Below are 21791 nucleotides of genomic sequence, written 5' to 3'. Positions count from 1 at the left end.
CCGGAATAGGGCGGCCTTTCTGCCTCTGTTCCAGTGCTGCAAAGCATGATTTAACGCGCCTGCCGAGGGCGGGCTGGGTTAGAATCCCTGAGCCAGCTTGCGTCTCGGCTTGATGCCGGCTAACCGAATTCGGACCATAACAAGGGATGGGTACGCACCAGCGGCCCGCTCGCTAGAATATGCACGATAAATATCCACATACCGCGATCCAGTGCCTGACGGCGATAGCCCAGCACCATGGCTTGCAGATCAACCCCGAACGGCTGATCGACGACTACGCGTTGCGGGCCGAAGAGCCCGGCGACGGCGTGCTGCTGCGCATCGCTTCCGACATCGGCCTGAAAGCCAAGACGGATAGTCTGAGCTGGTCGCGCCTGATGGCGCAGAACGGCGTCTTCCCCCTGATGGCACGGCTGCGCAATGGCCATATGGTGATTGTGGTGGGCGCCAAGCCCGGTGAAAACGGTGCGGAAGATCAGGTGGCCGTGCTCAATCCCGTGGCCCCGAATGCGGCCGTGGTGCTGACCAGCCGCTCCGATTTCAGCGCCCAGTGGGATGGTGTCGTGCTGTTCATCAAGCGCCACCACAAGCTGAGCGACCCTAACCAGCCCTTCGGCCTGCGCTGGTTCATCCCCGAGATACTCCAGCAGCGCTCGGCGTTCCGCGACATTTTCATCGCCGCCGTGGCCATGCAGTTTCTGGCCATGGCCTCGCCCATCTTCTTCCAGCTGGTGATCGACAAGGTGCTGACGCACCAGAGCATTACCACCCTGTCCGTGCTGGCAGTGGGCATCGTGATGGCGCTGCTGTTCGATGCCGCTTTCGGCTTCCTGCGCCAGACCCTGACGCTGGCCGCCAGTAACAAGATCGATATGCGGCTGACCCGGCGCACCTTCAGCCACCTGCTGTCGCTGCCGATCGACTTCTTCGAAACCACCAGTGCCGGCGTGGTGACACGCCACATGCAGCAGCTGGAAAAGATCCGCAGCTTCCTCACGGGCCGGCTGTTCTTCACCGCGCTCGACCTGATTTCGCTGCTGGTGTTCATCCCCATCCTGTTTGCCTATTCCTTCAAACTGGCCCTGATCGTGCTGGCGTTTGCGATGCTGATTGCCGGCGTGGTGATGGCCATGGTGCCGACCTTCCAGCGCCGCCTGAATGCCCTGTACGCGGCCGAAGGCCAGCGTCAGGCCATGCTGGTGGAAACCATCCACGGCATGCGCACGGTGAAAGCGCTGGCAATCGAACCGGGCCAGCGCCGCATCTGGGACCAGCGCTCGGCTGAAGCCATCAATATGCACTTCCGCGTCGGCCGCATTTCCATCGCCGGGAATGCCGTCACCGATTTCCTCGGCAAGCTGATGCCTGTTACCCTGATCGTGCTCGGTGCGCAGGACGTGTTCGACCAGACCCTGTCGGTCGGTGCGCTGATCGCTTTCCAGATGCTGTCCGGCCGTGTTACGGGCCCCCTGATTTCCATCGTCGGGCTGGTCAACGAGTATCAGGAAACGGCGCTGTCGGTGCGCATGCTGGGCGAAGTGATGAACCGTGCGCCGGAAGGCCGCGCCGGTGCCAACGGCCTGCGTCCCGTGCTGCAGGGCGATATCCGTTTCGACGACGTGACTTTCCGCTATCCGGGCGCACAGGCCATGGCGCTCAACAAAGCCAGCTTCAGCATCGATAAGGGCACGGTGGTGGGCATCGTCGGCCGTTCCGGCTCCGGCAAAACCACCCTGACCAAACTGATACAGGGCCTGTACAACGTGCAGGAAGGCATAGTCCGCTTCGATGGCATCGATGCGCGTGAAATCGAGCTGTCGCACCTGCGCCGCCAGATCGGCGTGGTGTTGCAGGAGAACTTCCTGTTCCGCGGCACGGTGCGCGAGAATCTGTCTGCGGCCAAGCCCGACGCCAGCTTCGAAGAACTGGTGGCTGCGGCCGAAGCGGCCGGCGCCAGCGAATTCATCGAACGCATGCCCATGGGTTACGACACCCTGCTGGAAGAGAATGCTTCCAATCTGTCCGGTGGCCAGAAGCAGCGCCTGTCGATCGCCCGTACGCTGGTGGCCAAGCCGCGCATCCTGATTCTCGACGAAGCAGCCAGCGCGCTCGACCCCGAGAGCGAAGCCATCTTCATCCATAACCTGAGCCGGATTGCGGTGGGCCGTACCGTGATCATGATTTCCCACCGTCTGTCGACGCTGGTGAATGCCGACAAGATCATGGTCATGCATCAGGGCCGCCTGATGGACAGTGGCCGCCATGCCGAACTGCTTACACGTAGCGAAACTTACCAGCACCTATGGAACCAGCAAACCAGTCACCTGTAAAAGGCTCGCGCCGTCACAAGGACGAAACCGAGATCGAATTCCTGCCCGATGCCGACGCCATCGAACGGGGACCGCTGCCCCGTTCCGTGCGCCTGACGCTGCATGTGCTGCTGGCCGCGTTCGGCTGCTTCATCCTGTGGGCCTGTCTGTCCCATGTGCCGAAAGTGGTCACGGCCAAAGGCAAGCTGGTCAACCCGCTGCCGAATATCGTGGTGCAGCCGCTCGATACTTCCATCATCCAGCGCATCGATGTGCGTGTAGGACAGGTGGTGCGCAAGGGCGAAGTGCTGGCCATGCTGGACCCGACTTTTACTCAGGCCGACGAAGCGCAGCTGCGCAGCCGCTTGCAGAGTCTGGACACCCAGGCCGACAGCCTGCGCGCCGAACTGGCCGGCAAGGCCGGACCCGGTACCGGTGCGGACAGCAGTGCCGACAGCCTGCTGCAGGCCCAGCTGGCTAACGAGCGCAAGGCCAATTTCGCTGCGCAGAAAAGCAAGATGGAGCAGAACATTGCGCGTCTGCAGGCCAGCCTGGAAACCAATCAGCGCGACCAGCAGATTCTGGCACAGCGGGTAAAATCGCTGCGCGAAGTGGAAGCCATGCAGGAACAGCTGGTGTCGGAACAGTTCGGCGCCAAGATGCATTTGCTGGAAGCGCGTGACCGCCGTCTCGAAGTCGAGCGCGACATGATGCTGCAGAAAAACCGTTCGCTGGAAATGCAGCGCGAACTGGCAGCGGCCCAGTCCGAGCTGGCCGCCTTCGACAAGAGCTGGCGCCAGAAAGCCATGGAAGACCTGCTCAACGCCAGCCGCGACCGCGACGGCATCAACGAGCAGCTGACCAAGGCCGACAAGCGCCGCCGCATGGTGCAGATCGTGGCGCCGGCCGATGGCATCGTGCTGGAAATCGCCAAGCTGTCGGTCGGCTCCATCATCCGCGAAGCCGAACCGCTGTTCACGCTGGTGCCGCTGGGCGCGGAAATGGAAGCGGAAGTGCAGATCGATTCGCTCGACATCGGCTATATCAAGCCGGGCGACAAGGTGCAGCTGAAGGTCGATGCCTACAACTTCCAGGAGCATGGCATGCTCGATGGCACGGTACGCACCATCAGCTCGGATTCCTTCAAGCGCGATCAGGCGGCCGCCGGACAGGGACTCGATGCCTATTATCTGGCGCGCATCCCTTACGGCAAATCCGCGTTACGCAAGATGACGCCCGGCTCGCGCCTGCTGCCCGGCATGACGCTGACGGCCGAAATACTGGTGGGTGAGCGCACGGTGATGTCTTACCTGCTGTGGCCGCTGACCAAGGCGCTGGACGAATCGATGCGCGAACCCTGACCACGGAGTACCCGACGTGCTATTTACCATCATCATCGCCACCCATGACCGGCCGCTGCTGCTGAAACGCACGCTGCAATCGCTGATAGCCCAGACCTGTCAGGACTTCCGCGTGGTGGTGGTATCGGATTCGGCGTCCTACCTGCCGCCCTATCCGGAACTGGCGGCGCTGGATGGCCGCTTTGTGTTCATGATCCGCAGTGGCCAGCCCGGCCCGGCAGTGAGCCGCGACATGGGCATGGCCGTGGCCGATGGCGACTACCTCATCTTCCTCGATGATGACGATACTTTCCGCCCCGACCATCTGGCCGCGCTCAAGCAGCGTTTGCAGCAGGACAGACCGGAACTGCTGTTCTGCGATTTCCAGGTGCAGCAGGAAGACCGCACGGTCTCGCCGCCCCGGCCGCTGCACTGCCAGTCGCTGTCGATCGCCGATGTGACCTTCGATAGCGTGTATGTGCGCAACCGCATACCGAATAGCTGCGTGGCTTACCGGCGCGATGTGCTGGCCGGCCTGCACAACGACACTGAACTGATCATCTACGAAGACTGGGATTTCCTGCTGGCCGCCATGGCGGGGCGCAGTCTGGTGCATGTGGCCACGGATACCGTGGTGATCCACAAGAGCGAAGCGACGGCGCCGGAAAATATGCGGCGCGGTAATTCGCGTAACGAGAATGTGCTGCCTGTGATGTTACTGCTCTACCGTCGCCATGCGGCGCCGAATATGCAGACCCGTTTGGCACGACAGGCTTTGCTGGCTTCGGCCGGCGTGGTGCTCGACCTCAGCCATTTCTAGATCAGTCGGGGAAGAAGGCGTCCGTCTCGCGCAGCATGCCTTCCATCGACAGCCGTGATTCTTCCTGTTTGGCCTGCATGAAGGGCAGCAGCAGGTGCGCCGTGGCGCGCGCCTTGGGCAGCTTGTCGAAACCGTAGGCGATGCCGCTGCGGGTCTCCACTTCCGGCCGCCACTGTTCTTCCGTCACACCGTCTTCCGGTATCACCACCGATTCGCAGCCGCACAGCACGGCCAGTTCCGAATACAGGGTGCGCGAGTCGTAGCAGATAAAGGTTTTGATGCGCTTGAAGATTTCTGCCACCTGCGCATGCGACAGGTCGCGCGTCAGGCGGATGGAATCGGTCAGATCGTGCACGATGGGGCGCTCGCGGCCATCGCGGAACATATACGCCGTACCATGCCGCTCGCTGGCCACATGCTCCATGTTATACAGCTCGAACGGGAAGTAACCGAGATGCAGCAGGTGCGGCGACATGCGCGAACCCGTCATGTGGAATTCCTTGGTGGCGGCCGAATGGCGGAAATACAGTTCGCCCGGCGAGTAGGCCACATGGCCCGTGTGATAGCCGGGATCGTGCAGGAACCAGCGCACCACATTCCTGGCGCCCAGGGGATTGCCGGAAATGATTTCCGGATAGATCACGATGTAATCGTTATTGCCGCGCAGTGCGTGCAGATTGTCGCGGTACACGGGCGTATTGAAATGCGGGTTGGTGGGGAAGCTGGCGCGCAGCAGGTTCTGGGTTTCCATCTGGATGCGCGCCGCCACTTCGCCGATATTCAGGATGGTGGCTTCGTGGCTGTAGAACAGCGGCATCAGATAGGCTTCCCGCCCCGCTTCATTGAGCAGGTGGCACAGCCGGTGCGTGACGATGGCGCCGCCCGACTTTTCATTGTAGGCGGCGGAAAAGATGATGAATTTTTTCATGGCAGGGCTGGCTACTCAGGCGCTCAGGATCTGGCGGATCGCGGTGGCCACTGCGCTGGCTTGTTCCAGCGTCATGGTAGGGCCGATCGGCAGGCTCAGCACTTCGCGGTGGATGGCTTCGGCCAGCGGGAAATCGCCCTGCTTGTAACCGAGTTCCGCATAGGCGGGCTGCAGGTGCGGCGCGACCGGATAGTGCACGATGGTGCCTATGCCCCGTTCCGCCAGCGCCTTGGCCAGCATATCGCGCTGGGCATGGCGCACCACGTACAGGTGCCAGACCGGCTCGGCCCAGTCCGGCACTTGCGGCAGCGTCAGGCCGGGGATGCCGGCCAGTTCGCGGTGGTACACGGCGGCGATGGCACGGCGCTGGGCATTGTCGCCATCGAGCTGCGGCAGCTTGACGGCCAGCAGGGCCGATTGCAGTTCGTCGAGGCGCGAGTTATAGCCCGGCACATCGTTGTAGTACTTGACCTTGGAACCGTAGTTGCGGAAGGTGCGTATGCGTTCGGCCAGTGCGGCGTCGCTGGTGGTGACGGCACCGCCGTCGCCGAGGGCGCCGAGGTTTTTACCGGGATAGAAGCTGAAGGCGGCAGCGTGGCCCAGCTGGCCCGTACGGCGGCCGTGGTAGCGCGCACCATGCGCCTGCGCGGCGTCTTCCACTACCAGCAGTTTGTGCTGGGCGGCCAGCGCCATGATGGGGTCCATATCGGCCGGCTGGCCATACAGGTGCACCGGCACAATGGCCTTGGTGCGCGGCGTGATGGCAGCAGCAATGCGGGCCGGATCGAGGTTGTAGGTGGCTTCCACCGGTTCCACCGGCACCGGCGTGGCGCCGCAGTGGCTGACTGCCAGCCAGGTGGCGATGAACGTATTCGACGGGACGATGACTTCATCGCCGGGGCCTATGCCGGCCGCTTTCAGGGCGAGGAAGATGGCATCCAGACCGTTGGCCACGCCTATGGTCTGGCCGGCGCCGCAGTAGCTGGCGAAGGCTGCTTCGAATTGCGCGGTCTCGTTGCCGAGGATGTACCAGCCGGAATCGAGCACGCGTTTGAAGGCGGCTTCCAGTTCGGCCGCGTGGGCCTGATTGACGGCTTTCAGATCGAGGAAAGGTATGCTCATGACAACGGCTTTCAGGTGGCGGACTGGTGACGGTGGGCGGCGGCCTTGAACTCGTCGTAGTCGTGGAAATAGTCCTGTTTATCGTACAGGGTCGAGGCCAGTACCACGCACACGGCGCCGGAAGAGAAGTTCTCCACTTCGCGCCACATCATGCGCGGCACGTACAGGCCGTAATAGGAACGGTTGAGCTGGAATTTCTTGCGCTCGTAGCCGTCATCGACGATCACGTCGAAGCTGCCCGACATGGCAATGAACAGCTGCTGCAGTTCGATGTGGCCGTGGCCGGCGCGGGCCGAGCCACCGGGCACGTCATACAGGTAATACACCCGCCTGATATCGAACGGGATGTGGATGCCCCCTTCGACTACGGACAGGTTGCCGCGCACATCGTGGTGCGGTGGCAGTTCGATCAAACGGCATTGCTCCATCTGGCTCATGGCTGGCTATCCTCAGGCAGCACCGGCCGGCAGGGCGGCGATGTAATCGAGGTAGCGCTGGCGCGAACGGGCCATCTGCGGGAACACATTGCCCAGCTGGACGGTGATCACGGCCACCTGCTGGTCCATGGACAGCAGTTCTGCGCGGCTGATGATGCCTTCTTCGTGCGACACCACCAGCAGATCGATGTAGTCGGAGAAGCAGTTGCCGAAATTGGGGTTGGCATTCGGATTCGAGTTCGACTGCAGGCGCTGGTCGTGGCGGAAGTAGCTGAGTTCTTCGTCGATGTAGAAGGCATTGCCGCCGCGTGCCAGATTGATGTAGGCGGCCAGATCGGCCAGACCCTTGGTGAAATCGTGGCTGCCGATGCGGAACAGCTGGTTCGGCGCGATCTTCCACAGCGTCTCGCGGCGGAACATGATGCTGGTGAATTCGCCGACGAAGTTGCGCATGCCCAGCGCCATCGAGCGGTGCATATCGCGCGCAGCGATGTTGCCGCTGGCTTCATATGGCCGGCGCGTTTCCGTGCGTTCGTTATCCGAGTTGATCACCTGGGTGGCGGAGAAGGCCAGCTGGTGGCGTTCGTCCATCTGCAGCGCGGCCACCATGCGTTCGACGCAGAACGGGTGCAGGATGTCGTCGTCGAACAGGGGTTTGATGTACACCCCTTTGCCCGAGTACAGCGAGGACAGCACATTGTCTTCGCGGATCACGGAATTGCGCTGGTAGATCACGCCGGGGAAGCGCGCGCAGATGTCGCGGATATCGTCCGTCGGGCAGTTGTCGCTGACCAGAATTTCCGTGTTCAGATAGGTCTGGCCTATGGCCGAACGCAGACAGGCTTCGAAGTGGATCGCCTTGTAGGACGGGATGACGATGCTGACTTTAGGATGGCTCATGGTAGTCGGGAGTTCTGGGACTGCTCAGGTTTCAATTAGCGGCGCCGCTCAGGCGCACGCGGGCCGCATCGCCATACACCACGGCGTCATCGGGTACGTCGCGGGTGACTACGGCACCGGCACCTATCATGGCGCGCCGGCCTATGGTCAGGCCGGGCAGGATTACGGCGCCGGCACCGATCGAGGCACCGGCCCGGATGGTGGTGGACAGGAACTGCTCGGGATAGACTTTGGAACGGGGCTGCTTGTCGTTGGTGAAGGTGACGTTGGGGCCGATGAAGACATCGTCTTCCACCCGCAGACCATCCCACAGATACACGCCGCATTTGACGGTGACGTTATCGCCCACCACCACATCGTTCTCGATGAAGCAGTGGCTGTTGATATTGCAGTTGCGGCCGATCTGGGCGCGTGCCAGCACCACCGTGAACTGCCACACCCGGCTACCGGCGCCGATCTGCGTGCTCTGGCAGTCGGCCAGCGGGTGGACAAAAGCAGCTTGTTCTTGCATGGGCGCTCCTGCAGCCTAGACCGCGACGGCGGTAATGATGTACATCAGCGGCAGCGCGTCTTCCACCGCCGCCGTCGGATCGATGCCGCTGGCTTCGGCCATCATGCGGATCGCCGGCAGATATTTGTCGCGTGCCGGCTCGTCCGGTATGCGTGCGCTGCCGCCGCTGACCTGGAAGCCGGTTTCCTGCAGCAGCGCCAGCGTCGAGCCGCGCGAGAACCAGTGCAGCTGCGAACGGGGCAGCTGGCCGGTTTTTTCGTAGCGCACATCGCCCGCATTCAGGCGTGCCTGCAAGCTCCAGTGCTGGCTGTTGCGCACCGCGATCACCAGGCTGCCGCCGGGTGCCATATTGGCGCGGATCTTGGCCAGCACGCTCCACGGATCGCGCAGCTGTTCCAGCGCTTCGCCCAGTATCCAGCAATCGGCGCCGGCCACGTGCGACCACAGTTGTGGCGTGGCCAGTTCGATATCCTGATCGAACACGAAATCGCAGTGCGGACGGGCCGCGCGCGCCGGTGCCAGCGCTTTTTCGATACCCGTGTAGTTGCAGATCGGGTTGCGCTGGCGGTAGGTCTTGGCAAACGTACCATCGTGGCAGCCCAGTTCCACCAGTTTCTGCGCATTCGGCGGTACGAAGGCCAGCAGGTCGGTATTGATGCTCTGGCTGGCGCTCGGCAGGTCGTAGTGGTAGCCGCCCGTGCGGATCACCGTGCCCTGCCAGTCGTGCTTGATGAAGATGCGCTGCGGGTTCTTGCTGAAATCGTTCTTGACCCAGTCGATATTGCCGATCAGATGGGCGGCAGCCTCGCCGGCGCGGTGCAGGGCCAGCATGGTCTGGATCAGCGGCGCGCCGTGCTTGATCGGCAGCGGCCACTGGCGCACCACTTCGATATTGGTCAGCATGCAGGCCGGATGCAGATAGCGCACCGGGCCATCGTCCGGGCGGTCGTAACCCTGCTCGTTGACCAGCTGTATGCCGCCCACGCCGAACATGCCCGGCTTGAGATAGCTCTGCATCGATTCGAGGAAGCCGGCGTTGATGATTTCCACGTCCGAGTCGAGGAACAGCACCTGACCGTGCAGATCGAGGTTGTTGATGGCCCACGACAGGCCGGGACCGTGGTGGATGTTGTAGCCGAACGGGATGAATTCCACATTGCTATGGCTGGCCGTGATGGCGCGGATTTTTTCCGCCACATCGGGATTCGAGCCGTCGATCACGTAGACGCGGTTCTGGTAATGGTTGCGCAGGGTGCGCAGCAGCGCCTCGATCAGGTCGGGCGAGTTGTACGATACCGTGACGATAGGCACCGTCTCCACCGGTTGCGCTGCGCTAGGCGCCACTTTCACCACCGGCGCGGCCAGCCGCGGGGCGGCCGGTTTGGCGACCTGCTGCAGCGCGGCTTCCAGATTGCGCACGAAGCGCGGGCTGTCGAACAGGGCGCAGGTCAGGCGGTTGGTCATCAGCTGGTGTTTCATGGCCGCGATGCCGGCGCGGTCGCCCGCCAGCTGCACGGCGCGTTCTTCGTAGTCGGCGAAGTTAAAGGTGATCAGCTGCGGCAGATCGACCGCGCGCAGCAGGCTGCCGGCCATGCGCGAAGAGAAGGTCTGGCCGGCGCAGGTCAGCAGCGGCAGACCGGCCCACAGCGCATCGCTGGCGGTGGTGCCGGCGTTGAACGGGAAGGTATCGAGGAACAGGTCGGCCAGCTGGTAGCGCGCCAGATATTCGGCCGGTACGGCGCGGCTGGCGAAGATGATGCGGGCGCGCGCGATGCCGGCCTGCTCGGCGTAGTGCCACAGGTTTTCGCGCACTTCGGGATAGTCGGCCACCAGCCACAGCACGCTGTCCGGCACGCGGCGCAGGATGTTCATCCAGACGCTGAACAGCTCCGGCGTGAACTTGAAATTGTTGTTGAACGAGCAGAACACGAAAGCGTCTTCCGGCAGGTTGACGCTGGCGCGGGTCGGCTTGTTGCCGATCAGGCGCTGGCGGTCATTGATCTGGAAGGTGTCCGGCAGGTAGAGCGGTTTTTCCGTGAAGTGCGCGCTCATTTCCGGCGTGATCAGGAATTCGTCGGCGATCACGTAATCCACGCCGGGCAGGCCGGTGCTGCCGGGGAAGCCCAGATAGGTCAACTGCACGGGGGCCGGGCGGTAGGCCAGAATATTCGGGCGGGCACCCAGCGTCAGGCCGTGCAGGTCTACCAGCAGATCGATTTCGTGGGCGCGGATGGTGCGCGCAGCCTGTTCGTCACTCATGCCGTCGATGCGGATGTAGTGGTCCATGGCTTTCACCACGCGGGCGCGGATGGGCGAACCGTCTTCGCGGCTCCAGCTGAAGGCATACACTTCGAACTTGCTGCGGTCGTGCAGTTCGTACAGTTCGGCGGTGAGGATGGAGACGGCGTGCGAGCAGAAATCCGACGACAGATAGCCGATGCGCAGGCGGCTGTGGCCATAGCCATACGCACCGGTCAGCGGCGCCACGGCGGCATTGACTTTCTCGTGCACGAAGCGGCGTGCGGCCGCCAGCTGCTGGGCCGGATCGGCCGAGGCGCTCAGCATGGCCAGCGCCGAAGTGCCATCCATCATGGTGGCTTGCGAAATATGTTCCAGCCCGCTGTAGACGGGCCATTTGCACTGCTTCTGGCGCAAGTGTACCCAGTGCGTCATCACATTGCTCTGCTGCGCATCGACGCGCAGGCTTTGTGCCAGCATGGCTTCCGCTTCCGGATAGCGCTTGCGGATTTCCAGCAAACGGCCCAGATTGTTCAGGGTCTGCACATACAGGGCGGGATTGGTCTTGATGTCCGGCTTGACCTCGCTCAGGATGCTGTTCCACATGGCCAGCGCATCGTCGGGACGGTTGATGCGTTCGAGCAGGGTGCCCAGATTCAGGCGGCCTTCGACGAAGTCGGGATTCTGGGCGATGGCCTGGCGCAGTTCCGATTCTGCGTCCACATCGTTGCCATGGTTGGACAGCACCACCGCCAGATTGAAGCGCGCTGCATAGGTCAGCGGCGACGGCGTGTGGGCGATCCAGGCGCGGTACAGGGCGATGGCGGCCGGTACCTGGCCGCTATCGGTGAGCACGGCGGCGGCGCCGAACAGGTCGCTGATGGTCAGCGCGCCCTGTACTGCCAGAGCCATAACAGTGCCCAGCGGGCTGGTATCGGTAGGAGCCGGAGCGGCGGAGACAGGAGCGTTCATAGCGGTGAGCATAAGCCAGAATGGAGTGGGTCTATGATACCGCCTTGTGGCATGGTGATGGGCAACTTTTGGCCTTTGAGCAAGCGTGGAAAAACCGCTCTGCTCTTTAGATGAGCAGCTGCCCGAGGCCGCAGCAGCACTGGCTGCCCGCCCCGCGACGGGGGCGGCAGCCAGCCGGTGTTAGCGTGCGGGTACGCCGAACCAGTTGCTGTTGTTGCTACGCAGCACATCTTCGTGCTGGCTGCCCTGCAGGCTGGTGCTGGCCGACAGGGGCTGGCTGCGCTGGTAGTCCTGCATGGCGTTGCTGAGCGTGCTGGCCAGTGCGCCTGCTGCGGGCTGGGCTGCAGCCTGCGCTGCAGGCTGATCCAGCGGGCTGGCTGGCCGCACTGGCGTGCTGCCGGCCTGTTGCGCGTAGTCGCTCAGGGCCTGGCCCAGTGCGCCCACTTGCTGGGCCAGCGGGCTGGCCGTGCGGAACCAGACGTCGGCCGTGGCGTGGCTGCTGCCATCGGTGCCCGTATAGCTGGCACTGAGACCGATCACGTTGCCGTTCTGCTCGCTGCGGACAGCCTGTGCCTGCGTGCTGATGGCGGCTATGCCCAGTTGCTGCAGGCTGTGCAGCTCGTCGCTCTGGCTGATCCCGTCGCTATTGCTATCGACCCAGACGCGCAGCGCGCCGTAGATCTGGTCATGGCCATCGATCTGGCCATCGCCATTGCTGTCGTAGCGGGCCAGCGCGGCATAGCCGTCGGCTGCGCGGCTGCCATCGGCCAGCGTGCTGGCGTTGCCGAACAGCTCGCTGCCATCGTTGATCAGACCATCGCCATTGCGGTCCAGTGCCAGCAGGCCATCATGGCGTTCGGCCCAGCCGGTGGCACTGCGCTGGCCCTGGGCGCGCAGGTCGAACTGCACGCCGGCGTCCAGCCCCAGCGTCTGCACGCCGTTGCCGTCGAGGTCCAGTACCAGCGGGGTCGCGTAGTTGCTGGACGAGATATTGAACGACATGGTCTGGCTGACCGTCATGGCGCTGGTCTGGGTGCTGCTGAAGGCATTGGCCTGGCTCAGGCTGAAGGCGGCCAGTGCGGCATTGGTCAGCGATGGTACCTGGCTGATGGTGAACGCGGCGATCTGGTCGGTGCTGAGTATGGTCACCTGGGTGGCTTTCAGTGCTGCCACCTGTGGCCCTGTCAGGGCGGCCATCTGGCTGGTGCTGAAGGCGGCCAGCTGGCTGGTTTTCAGGCCACCGATCAGGGTGGTGCTGAGGCCGGCGATCTGGGTGGTGCTCAGATAGCTGATCTGCAGCGTGCTGAGTACGCCAAACTGGGTGGTGCTCCAGGCATTGAGCTGGCTGGCATCGAAGCCGTCGAACTGGTCCTGCGTCAGGGCCGCGATCTGGGCGTTCTTGAAGGCGGCCAGCTGGGTCACCGTGAAGGCGCTGGTCTGGCTGCTGCTCATCACGCCCAGCTGGCTGGCCGTCAATGCCTGTATCTGCTGGGTGCCCATGGCTTGCAGCTGGTCGCTGCCGAAGGCCACGAACTGGTCGATGGTGAAGGCCGGAATCTGGCTCAGTTTCAGGCTGGCGATCTGCGCCGTGGTCAGGGCCTGCACCTGCGGATTCGACAGATTGGCCAGCTGGGTGGTGCCGAGGTAGCCGATCTGGGTGGTGCGCAGGGCCTGGATCTGGCCCGTGCCGATGTACAGCAGCTGGTCGCTGGTGATGGCGCCGAGCTGGGCGCTGGTCAGGGCCTGCACCTGATCCGTGTTCAGATTGCTCAGCTGGGTGGTATCCAGATTGGCAATCTGCAGCGTGCCCAGTGCAGCGAAGCTGGCCGTGCTCAGGGCGTTGAGCTGGGCGCTGGAGAATGCCATCACGGCCGTCACGCTGAGCGCGACGGACTGGCTGGCGCTGAGGGCGCCGAGCTGGTCGGTGCTGAGGGCGGCCAGCTGCGGCAGATCGAGTGCGGCAATCTGGCTGGTTTTCAGGCCGCGGATCTGGCCGGTGGTCAGGGCCAGCGTTTGCGCCGTGCTCAGGCCGGTGAACTGGCTGGCGCTCAGTGCCGCCACATCCTGGGTGTCGAGCGCCGCGACTTGTGCCGTGCTGAACGCGGCCAGCTGCTCGGCGCTCAGTGCCGGCATCTGGCTGGTGCTGAAGCCGCTGACCTGATCGCTGCCGAGCGCGGCGATCTGGCGGGTGCTGAAGTTGCTGACCTGATCGGTGCTGAGGGCCGCCAGCTGGGCCGTGCGCAGGGCGCGGATCTGGTCGCTGCTCAGGCTTTGCAGGTTGGCGATGCTCACGCCCAGTGTCAGCTGGGCCGTGCTGAGCGCGCTGATATGGTCGGTATCGAGGGCAGCGATCTGCTCCGTCTGCAGGCCGTCGGCCAGCACGCGGGTGGCAAAGGCGGCGAACTGGCTGGTGCCCAGCGCATTGAGCTGGTCGCTGCCGAGAGCGCCGAACTGGGCCGAGGTGATGGCAGCGATCTGGCGCGTGCTCAGGACCACCAGATCGGCGCTGGACAGTATGGCCAGCTGGTCGCTGAGCAGGGCAGCCACTTGCTGGGTGCTCAGGGCCGCCGTCTGCTGGGTGCTCAGGGTCAGGATCTGGTCGCTGCGCAGGGCTTGAATCTGCGCGCTGCCCAGCACCATGGTCTGGGCCGTGCGCAGGGCGGCAAACTGGCCGGTGGTGAGGGCCGCGATGGCATCGCTGTTCAGACCGTAGGCGATCTGGGCCGTGCCGAGTGCGCTGATGTGGCTGGTGTCCAGCGCGGCCAGCTGGGCCGTGCTCAGGCCGAGGCTGATCTGGCTGGTGCTGAGGGCGGCCAGCGCGGCCGTGCCCAGCGCGTTGAGCTGGTCGCTGCCCAGCACGCCGAGCTGATCGCTGTTCAGCGCCTGGGCCTGGCGTGAACTGAGCACTGCCACGTCGGCCGTTTCCAGTGCGGTGATCTGGTCGGTATCGAGCGCGGCCAGCTGGCGCGTGGCCAGAGTGGCGGCCTGCGCAGTGGTGAGGGCCGCGATCTGGTCGGTGTTCAGGCCGCTGGCGATCTGGCTGGTGCTCAGCGTGCTGAGCTGCTGGGTCGAAAGCGAGGCGAACTGGTCAGTCTGCAAGGCTTGCAGCTGGTCGCTGCCCAGCGTTGCCAGCTGGGCCGTGGTGAGCACGGACAGGTCTATGGTTTCCAGTGCCGCGACCTGATCGCTGTCCAGTGCGGCCAGCTGCATGCTGTTCAGGGCGCGCATCTGGGCCGTGCTCAGGGCCACGATCTGGCTGGTGCCGAGCGTGCTGAACTGGGCCGATTGCAGGCGGCTGATGCTGGCCGTAGCGAGTACGGCGAACTGGTCGGTATTGAGTGCCAGCAGCTGGAGCGTGCTCAGCGCCGGCAGCTGGAGCGAGCTCAGAGCAGCAATCTGCGCCGTGCTCAGCATGGCCACTTGCTGGCTGGTCAAAGCGCCCAGCATTTGCGTGGTCAGGCCCGTGATGGCGCCGGTGGAGAGGGCATTGAGCTGGTCGCTGGTCAGGGCGGCAAACTGCTGCGAGCTGAGCGCTGCCAGCTGGTTGCTGCGCAGGGCCACGAAGTCGGCCGTGCTGAGCGCGGCCAGCTGGGCGGTGCCCAGTGCGCTCACTTGCAGGGTGCTCAGCGCACCTACCTGGGCGGTGCCGAGGGCGGCAATGTGCGCCGTGCCGAATGCGCTGATCTGGTCGCTGGATAGGCCGGGAATCTGGGCCGTACCCAGCGTCTGTACCAGCGTGGTGCTCAGGGCGGCAATATTGGCCGTGGTGATGGCGGCGATCTGCTGCGACTTCAGGGTGGCGAAGTCCAGAGTTTCGAGGGCGTCGAGCTGGTCGCTGCTGAGCGCTGCCACTTGCGCCGTGCCCAGGCCCGTGATCTGCAGGGTGCTGAACGCTACCATCTGGTCGGTGCTGAGGGCACCGAACTGGCTGGCATTCAGGGCGGCGATCTGGGTGCTGTTGAGCGTGGCGAAGGCATCGGTGCTGATGGCCACGATCTGGCTGCTGCTGAAGGCATTGAGCTGGCGCGTGGCCAGATTATCCATTTGCAGCGTGGTCAGCGCAGCGATCTGGCTGGTCGCCAGTGCGGCAGCCTGGGCCGAAGTGAGGGCGTCGAGCTGGGCTGTCGTGAGGTTTTGCCATTGGTCCAGCGTCAGCGCGTTGAGCTGGTCGCTGCGCAGCGCCTGCATTTGCAGCGTGCCCAGCGCTTGCAGATCGGCGGTGCTGAAAGCTTGCCACTGATCGGTGCTGAAGGCGCGCAACTGGTTGCTGGTGAGAGCGGCCACCTGCTGGGTGGCCAGCGAGGCCAGCTGATCGCTGCTCAGGCTTTGCAGCTGGGCCGTGCCGAGTGCGGCAACCTGCAGGCTTTGCAGGGCGGCCAGGTCTTCCGTTTCCAGCACTGCCAGCTGGTCGGTGGACAGCAGCGACACTTGCAGGGTGCTGAGCTGGCTGGCCTGACGGCTGCTGAGCGCAATGATCTGGTCGCTGCTGAGGGCACGCAGCTGGCTGCTGCTGAGGGCGACCAGCTGGGCGCTGCCCAGGCTCTGCCACTGGTCCAGCTGCAGGCTGTTGAGCTGGTCGCTGCTCAGCACGCCGATCTGGGCCGTACGCAAGGCGTTCAGCTCATTGGTGCTAAATGCCTGCATCTGGCTGGTAGTGAAGGCTAGCAGCTGGTCGCTGCCCAGTGCCTGTACCTGGGCCGTGCCCAGTGCCGCGATACGGTCGGCATCGAGGGCTTGCAGCTGCTGGGTGCCGAGGGCGGCGATCTGGGCCGTTTTGAGGGCTGCCAGATCGTCGGTTTCCAGCACGCTCACTTGCAGGCTGCTGAGCGCAGCGATCTGGGCGGTGCGCAGTTGCTGGAACTGGCGCGTGGTCAGGGCAATGATCTGGTCGCTGCCCAGGGCCAGCATCTGCGCCGTGCCTAATGCGTTGAGCTGGGCCGTGCTCAGGCTCTGCACCTGCTCGTCGCTGAGGGCGGCAAGCTGGTCGCTGCCCAGCAGGGGAATCTGGCTGGCTTTCAGGGCGGCCAGTTCATCGCTGCTGAACACGCGGATCTGGTCGCTGGTGAGGGCGCCCAGCTGGGCGCTGCTCAGGCTAGCGATCTGCAGCGTGCTCAGGTGGGGAATCTGGTCGGTGCTCAGCTGCTGGATCTGGGCCGTACCCAGTGCATAGAACTGGGCCGTTTTGAGGGCGGCCAGATCTTCCGTTTCCATGGCGCGCAGCTGGTCGCTGCTCAGGACGGCAATGGCTTGCGTGCTCAGGCCGCCCATCTGGCGTGTGCTGAGGGCGATGATCTGGTCGGTACTGAGGGCCACGATCTGGTCGGTGGACAGGCCGCCGATCTGGGCTGGCGTAAGGGCGCGCAGCTGGTCCGTGGTCAGATGGCTGAGCATGCCGAGCGCGGTCAGCTGGGCGGCACTGAGCAGGGCGAAATCGGCCGTGGCCAGCGCGCTGATCTGGTCGGACGAGAAGGCTGCCAGCTGGGCCGTGCTCATGGCGGCCACCTGCGCGCTGTTCAGAGTGGCGATCTGATCGGTGCTGAGCAGGGCCACCTGGGCGCTGCGCAGGGCGGCGATCTGGGTGATTTTCAGGGCGCCGATTTCATCGGAATTGAGAACGGCGAGCTGGTCGGACGACAGGCTGGCGATCTGCGCCGTAACCAGGCCGCCGATCTGCAGCGTGGTCAGGGTGCTGATCTGGGCCGTCAGCAAGCCTTGCAGCTGGGCCGTGCTGAGCGAGGCCAGCTGGGCTGGCGTCATGGCGCGCAGCAGGTCGGTGCCGAGGGCATCGAGCTGGTCGGTGCTCAGGTATTGCAGCTGGGCCGTGCGCAGGGCGGCCAGATCTTGCGTTTCCAGTGCACCCAGCTGGCGCGTGGTCAGTGCCTGCAAGTGCTGGCTGCTCAGACCGCTCGCCTGTGTGACGCTGAGGCCGGCGATCTGGTCGCTGGTGAGCAGAATGAACTGGTCGGTGCTGAACGCGGCCAGCTGCTGGGTTTTGAAACTGGCCAGATCGGCCGTTTCCAGCGCGGCGATCTGGTCCGAGCCCATGGCGCGGATCTGGATCGTGGTCAGGTTGCTCGCTTGCAGGGTGCTGAGCGCCACGATCTGCTGGCTGGTCAGGGCCTGGAACTGGGCGCTGCCCAGTGCCGCCAGCTGGCTGATGCTGATGGCGCGCAGCTGCCCGGTGCTGAGGGCGGCCAGCTGGTCGCTGCTGAGGGCGGCGATCAGGGCTGTGCGCAGGGCGGCGATGTCGGCGCTGGCGAAGACTTGCAGCTGGGCCGTGCCCAGTGCCGCGAACTGGCGCGTGCTCAGGCTGGCCACCTGGTTGCTGGTCAGGGCAGCAGCCTGGGTGGTGCTCAGGCTGGCAATGATGTCGCTGCCGAGCACGGCCAGCTGGGTCACTTTGAGGGCCGCCAGATCCTGGGTTTCCATGGCGTTGATCTGGTCGCTGCCCAGGGCGGCCACTTGCTGGGTGGCCAGATTGGACACTTGCAGTGTGCTCAGGGCGATGATCTGTTCGCTGTTCAGGGCGGCAATCTGGGCGGTGCGTATGGCCACCAACTGGGCGGGTTTCAGTACCGCCAGCATGCGCGTGCCGAGGGCCTGCAGCTGATCGCTGCTCAGGGTGGCGATCTGGGCGCTGGTCAGGTTGCTGACCTGGGCGCTGCTCAGGCTGGCCAGCTGGGCCGTGGCCAGACTCTGCAGCTGGGCGGTATCGAGGGCGCTGGTCTGGAGCGTGCTCAGGGCTTGCAGTTGCTGGCTGCTCAGGGCATTCAGCTGGTCGCTGGCCAGCTTGGCGATCTGGGCCGTTTTGAGGGCGGCCAGATCGCGCGTTTCCATCACGGCGATCTGCTGCGTCCCCAGGGCCAGCAGCTGGCGCGTCGTGAGGCTGGCGGCCTGGGCTGTGCTGAGGGCGATGATCTGGGCGCTGCTCAGCAGGCTGATCTGGTCCGTGGTCAGGGCGATCAGCTGCTGGGTTTTCAGGGCTGCCAGATCATCGGTTTCCAGTGCTGCCAGCTGGTCGCTGAGCAGTACGGCCAGCTGCTGCGTGGCCAGACTGCTGGCCTGGGCCGTGCTGAGGGCGACGATCTGGTCGCTGCCCAGCGCGACGATCTGGCGCGTGGCCAGTGCGGCGATCTGGGCCGTTTTCAGGCTCTGCAGCTGGGCCGTGCCCAGTGCGGCAATGGCGTCGGAAGCGAAGATGGCCAGCTGCTGGGTTTTCAGGGCTTGCAGATCGTTGCTGCCCAGTGCTTGCACCTGATCAGTCGACAGCCAGCCCAGTTGTGCCGTGCCGAGGCCGCTGGTTTGCAGCGTCGTCAGCGCGCTGATCTGGGCGGTGGTGATGGCCGCGATCTGGCTGGAATTGAGCACATTGAGCTGGCTGGTTTTCAGCGCTGCCCAGTTGCCGGTGCCGAGCACGGCGAGCTGGTCGGTCAGCAAGGCCATCATCTGGTTGCTGGTCAGCACGGAAACCTGCTGGGTATTGAAGGCGCCCAGCTGGGCCGAATTCAGAACCTGTATCTGGCTGGAGCTGAGCTGGACGATCTGGGCGGTTTTCAGCGCAGCGACCTGGCCCAGCGTCAGCGTGGCCACGGCCTTGGTGCCCAGACCCAGCATCTGGCTGGTCTGCAGGGCGACCAGATCCTGGGTTTCCATCACGTTCAGCTGGTCGCTGGACAGTGCGTTGAGCTGGCCAGACGTCAGGGCGCTGGCCTGTGCCGTGCTGAGCGCGATGATCAGATCGGTGGACAGGGCGGCGATCTGCTGGGTGCTGAGAGCGATGATCTGGGCCGTTTTGAGGGCCGCGAAATCGCGCGTTTCCAGCGCGTTGATCTGGTCGGTCGAGAGTGCTGCCAGATCGCGCGTGCTGAGCATGCCGGCCTGTGCCGTGCTGAGGGCGATGATCTGGTCGGTGGTGAAAGCGCTGGCCTGGGCGGTGGTGAAATTGCCCAGCTGTACGCTGTTGAGCGCGGCAAACTGGCTGGTTTGCAGGGCCGCGACGGCATTGGTGCTCAGGGCGGCGGCTTGCTGCGAACGCAGGGCGGCCAGATTGGCCGTGCTGAGGGCGATGATCTGGTCGGTGCTGAACACGGCCATCTGCGCCGTGCCCAGGGCTGCGGCCTGCTGGGTGCCCAGTGCCGCAATCTGGTCGGTGCCCAGAGCACTCCATTGCTGGGTGTTGAGCGCCGTCAGCTGGATGGTTTTCAGGCTGGACAGGTCGAGCGTGGACAGGGCCGCCACTTGCGTGCTGCTCAGGTTAGCCATCTGCAAGGTGGTGAGGGCGATGGCTTGTGCCGTGCCCAGCAGGCCGATCTGGTCGGTCGACAGGGCACGCAGCTGGCTGGTGCTCAGCGCCGCCATTTGTGCCGTGCTGAGGGCGCGCAGCTGGTCGGACGCCAGGTTGAGCAGATTGCTGGTGCTCAGGCCTATCAGCTGCTGGGTGCGCAGGGCAGCCAGGGCCTGGCTGCTCAGAGTGTTGAGCTGGTCGCTAGACAGGACCGCCAGCTGCTGCGAGCTGAGGGCCCAGGCCTGGGCGGTTTTCAGGGAGGCGATCTGGTCGCTGCCCAGGGCGGCGATGTGCTGGCTGTTGAGTGCGCCGATCTGCAGGGTGCGCAGGGCAGCGATATTGCCCGTGCCCAGAGTGCTCAGCTGCAGGGTGGACAGGCCCGCCACCTGCTGGGTGCCCATGGCGTTGACCTGGGCCGTGGACAGTACGCTGATCTGGTCGCTGCCCAGCGCCACCAGCTGGGCCGTACGCAAGGCGGCGAACTGCTGCGAGGTGAAGGCGCTGATCTGCTCGGTGCCCAGGGCGGCAATGCCATTGCTGCTCAGGGCGGCGACCTGCAGCGTGCGCAGGGCGGCCAGATCCTGCGTGCTGAGGGCCGTGATCAGGCTGGTGCTGAGGCCGGCCAGCTGGGCAGTGGCCAGGGCGGCGGCTTGTGCTGTGCTGAGTATGCTGATCTGGCTGCTCGCCAGCGCGTTCAGCTGGGCGCTGCTGAAAGCGCTGATCTGGCTGGTTTTCAGGGCGGCCAGGTCGCGCGTTTCCAGCGCGGCCATCTGGTCGCTGCCCAGTGCGGCCAGCTGGGCGCTCAGCAGTACGCTCATCTGCAAGGTGGTGAGGGCCACGATCTGGTCCGTGCTCAAAGCGTACAGCTGGGCGCTGCGCAGGGCCACGATCTGGGCCGTGGTCAGGGCCGCGATCTGGTCGGTGGACAGGGTGGCCGTGGCAGCGCTGCCGAGGGCGTTCAGTTGCTGGCTCTTGAGAGCGGCGAAATCCTGGGTTTCCAGTGCGGCCAGCTGGCTGCTGGACAGCAGGCTCAGTTGCAGCGTGGTGAGGGCCGCGGCCTGTGCCGTGGTCAGTGCCACGATCTGGTCGGTGCTGAGGTTGCTGAGCTGACGCGTGCTGAGGGCCGCAATCTGGGCCGTGCGCAAGGTGGCGAAACCGCTGGTGCCGAAGGCGGCCAGCTGGTCGGTGCCCAGGGCGGCGATCTGGGCCGTGGTCAGGCTGCTGCTCTGGGCGGTACGGAGCATGCCGAGCTGGTCGGTGGAGAGCGCCGTCAGTACATTGGCGCTGATGGCGCTGAGCTGGGCCGTGCCCAGTGCGGCCACGTCTTCCGTGTCCAGCGCGGCCAGCTGGCTGCTGGTCAGGGCGGCGATCTGGCGGGTTTGCAGGGCAGCGCTCTGGTCGCTACCGAGGGCGGCGATCTGGCTGGTGGACAGGGCGCGCAACTGGCTGGTGGCGAAACCGGCCAGCTGGCGCGTCTGCAGCGCGGCGAAGTCATCGGTGCCGAGCAGGCTGAGCTGGCTGTTGCCCAGCGCTGCCAGCTGGGCCGAACCGAGCGAGGAGAAATGCGCGGTGGTCAGGCCGTTGACCAGCTGGCTGGTGGTCAGGTTCTGCAACTGGGTATTACTGAGCGCAGCGATCTGGCGCGTGCTCAGGCCGTAGGCCAGTTGATCCGTGCTCAGCGCTTGCAGATTCTTGGTGGACAGTGCCCGTACCTGGTTGGTGCCGAGGTAGCCCAGTTGCTCGGTACGCCATGCAGTCATCTGCAAAGTGTTGAACAATGCCATATCGGCCACGGTGAGGGCGGCGATCTGTGCGGTGGGCAGGTTGGCGACTTGGTCGGTGGTTAAACCGGGTACGAGTGATGGCATGTTTAATTTCTCCTTGCGCCAATATATAGTACTGCCGTGCCTGCTCAAGGCTAGAGTAAGAT

General features: G+C 64.5%; 10 protein-coding genes. 3 read left to right on the top strand and 7 right to left on the bottom strand.

Annotated elements, in window-relative coordinates:
• The first annotated feature begins 179 nt into the window (after positions 1-179).
• From GTP23_RS13465 to GTP23_RS13455, 3 genes are read left to right on the top strand one after another with little or no spacing between them, the layout of a single operon-like run.
• Entirely contained in the window at positions 180-2330 is a 2151-nt protein-coding gene (locus GTP23_RS13465; RefSeq protein ID WP_161035665.1) for a peptidase domain-containing ABC transporter, read from the top strand.
• A complete protein-coding gene (locus tag GTP23_RS13460; protein WP_161035664.1) occupies positions 2303-3670 on the top strand; it encodes an HlyD family type I secretion periplasmic adaptor subunit in 1368 nt (455 codons plus the stop codon). Before GTP23_RS13465 ends, GTP23_RS13460 begins: the two co-directional genes overlap by 28 nt.
• Before the next feature lie 16 nt (positions 3671-3686).
• A complete protein-coding gene (locus GTP23_RS13455) occupies positions 3687-4469 on the top strand; it encodes a glycosyltransferase family 2 protein (RefSeq protein WP_161035663.1) in 783 nt (260 codons plus the stop codon).
• A 1-nt stretch (position 4470) separates the two neighbouring features.
• On the opposite strand, the gene GTP23_RS13450 is transcribed toward GTP23_RS13455, so the two are convergent.
• The 7 genes from GTP23_RS13450 to GTP23_RS13420 all read right to left on the bottom strand — a co-directional run bounded on the left by GTP23_RS13450 (position 4471) and on the right by GTP23_RS13420 (position 21729).
• On the bottom strand, positions 4471-5397 hold the full coding sequence (locus GTP23_RS13450) for a WavQ (RefSeq protein WP_161035662.1): 927 nt from the start codon (positions 5395-5397) through the stop codon (positions 4471-4473).
• 15 nt (positions 5398-5412) lie between these two features.
• Positions 5413-6519, bottom strand: a complete 1107-nt coding sequence (locus GTP23_RS13445; protein WP_161035661.1) for a DegT/DnrJ/EryC1/StrS family aminotransferase — start codon at positions 6517-6519, stop codon at positions 5413-5415.
• 11 nt (positions 6520-6530) lie between these two features.
• Positions 6531-6947, bottom strand: a complete 417-nt coding sequence (locus tag GTP23_RS13440) for a sugar 3,4-ketoisomerase (protein WP_371866937.1) — start codon at positions 6945-6947, stop codon at positions 6531-6533.
• A 21-nt stretch (positions 6948-6968) separates the two neighbouring features.
• Positions 6969-7856 carry a glycosyltransferase family 2 protein gene (locus GTP23_RS13435; protein ID WP_161035659.1) on the bottom strand — a complete coding sequence of 296 codons (888 nt, stop codon included), beginning with the start codon at positions 7854-7856 and terminating at the stop codon, positions 6969-6971.
• A gap of 31 nt (positions 7857-7887) precedes the next feature.
• Positions 7888-8367, bottom strand: a complete 480-nt coding sequence (locus GTP23_RS22965) for an acyltransferase (protein WP_161035658.1) — start codon at positions 8365-8367, stop codon at positions 7888-7890.
• A gap of 15 nt (positions 8368-8382) precedes the next feature.
• On the bottom strand, positions 8383-11577 hold the full coding sequence (locus GTP23_RS13425; protein ID WP_161035657.1) for an O-linked N-acetylglucosamine transferase family protein: 3195 nt from the start codon (positions 11575-11577) through the stop codon (positions 8383-8385).
• Between the two features lie 180 nt (positions 11578-11757).
• The gene (locus GTP23_RS13420; protein ID WP_161035656.1) at positions 11758-21729 is read right to left on the bottom strand and encodes an SPM autocatalytic domain-containing protein; all 9972 of its coding nucleotides are present in this window, start codon (positions 21727-21729) and stop codon (positions 11758-11760) included.
• Between the last annotated feature and the right edge of the window lie 62 nt (positions 21730-21791).

Origin of the sequence: Duganella fentianensis, from assembly GCF_009857835.1 — a bacterium.
GTDB lineage: Bacteria > Pseudomonadota > Gammaproteobacteria > Burkholderiales > Burkholderiaceae_D > Rugamonas > Rugamonas fentianensis.
The sequence above is the reverse complement of the archived record's forward strand: the minus strand, read 5'-3'. Positions and strand labels throughout refer to the sequence as shown.

Bases quoted from the DNA above. Each gene is read 5' to 3' on its own strand.
- GTP23_RS13465 (WP_161035665.1), top strand. From the start codon at position 180: ATGCACGATAAATATCCACATACCGCGATCCAGTGCCTGACGGCGATA.
- GTP23_RS13460 (WP_161035664.1), top strand. From the start codon at position 2,303: ATGGAACCAGCAAACCAGTCACCTGTAAAAGGCTCGCGCCGTCACAAG.
- GTP23_RS13450 (WP_161035662.1), bottom strand. From the start codon at position 5,397: ATGAAAAAATTCATCATCTTTTCCGCCGCCTACAATGAAAAGTCGGGC.
- GTP23_RS13445 (WP_161035661.1), bottom strand. From the start codon at position 6,519: ATGAGCATACCTTTCCTCGATCTGAAAGCCGTCAATCAGGCCCACGCG.
- GTP23_RS13440 (WP_371866937.1), bottom strand. From the start codon at position 6,947: ATGGAGCAATGCCGTTTGATCGAACTGCCACCGCACCACGATGTGCGC.
- GTP23_RS13435 (WP_161035659.1), bottom strand. From the start codon at position 7,856: ATGAGCCATCCTAAAGTCAGCATCGTCATCCCGTCCTACAAGGCGATC.
- GTP23_RS22965 (WP_161035658.1), bottom strand. From the start codon at position 8,367: ATGCAAGAACAAGCTGCTTTTGTCCACCCGCTGGCCGACTGCCAGAGC.
- GTP23_RS13425 (WP_161035657.1), bottom strand. From the start codon at position 11,577: ATGAACGCTCCTGTCTCCGCCGCTCCGGCTCCTACCGATACCAGCCCG.
- GTP23_RS13420 (WP_161035656.1), bottom strand. From the start codon at position 21,729: ATGCCATCACTCGTACCCGGTTTAACCACCGACCAAGTCGCCAACCTG.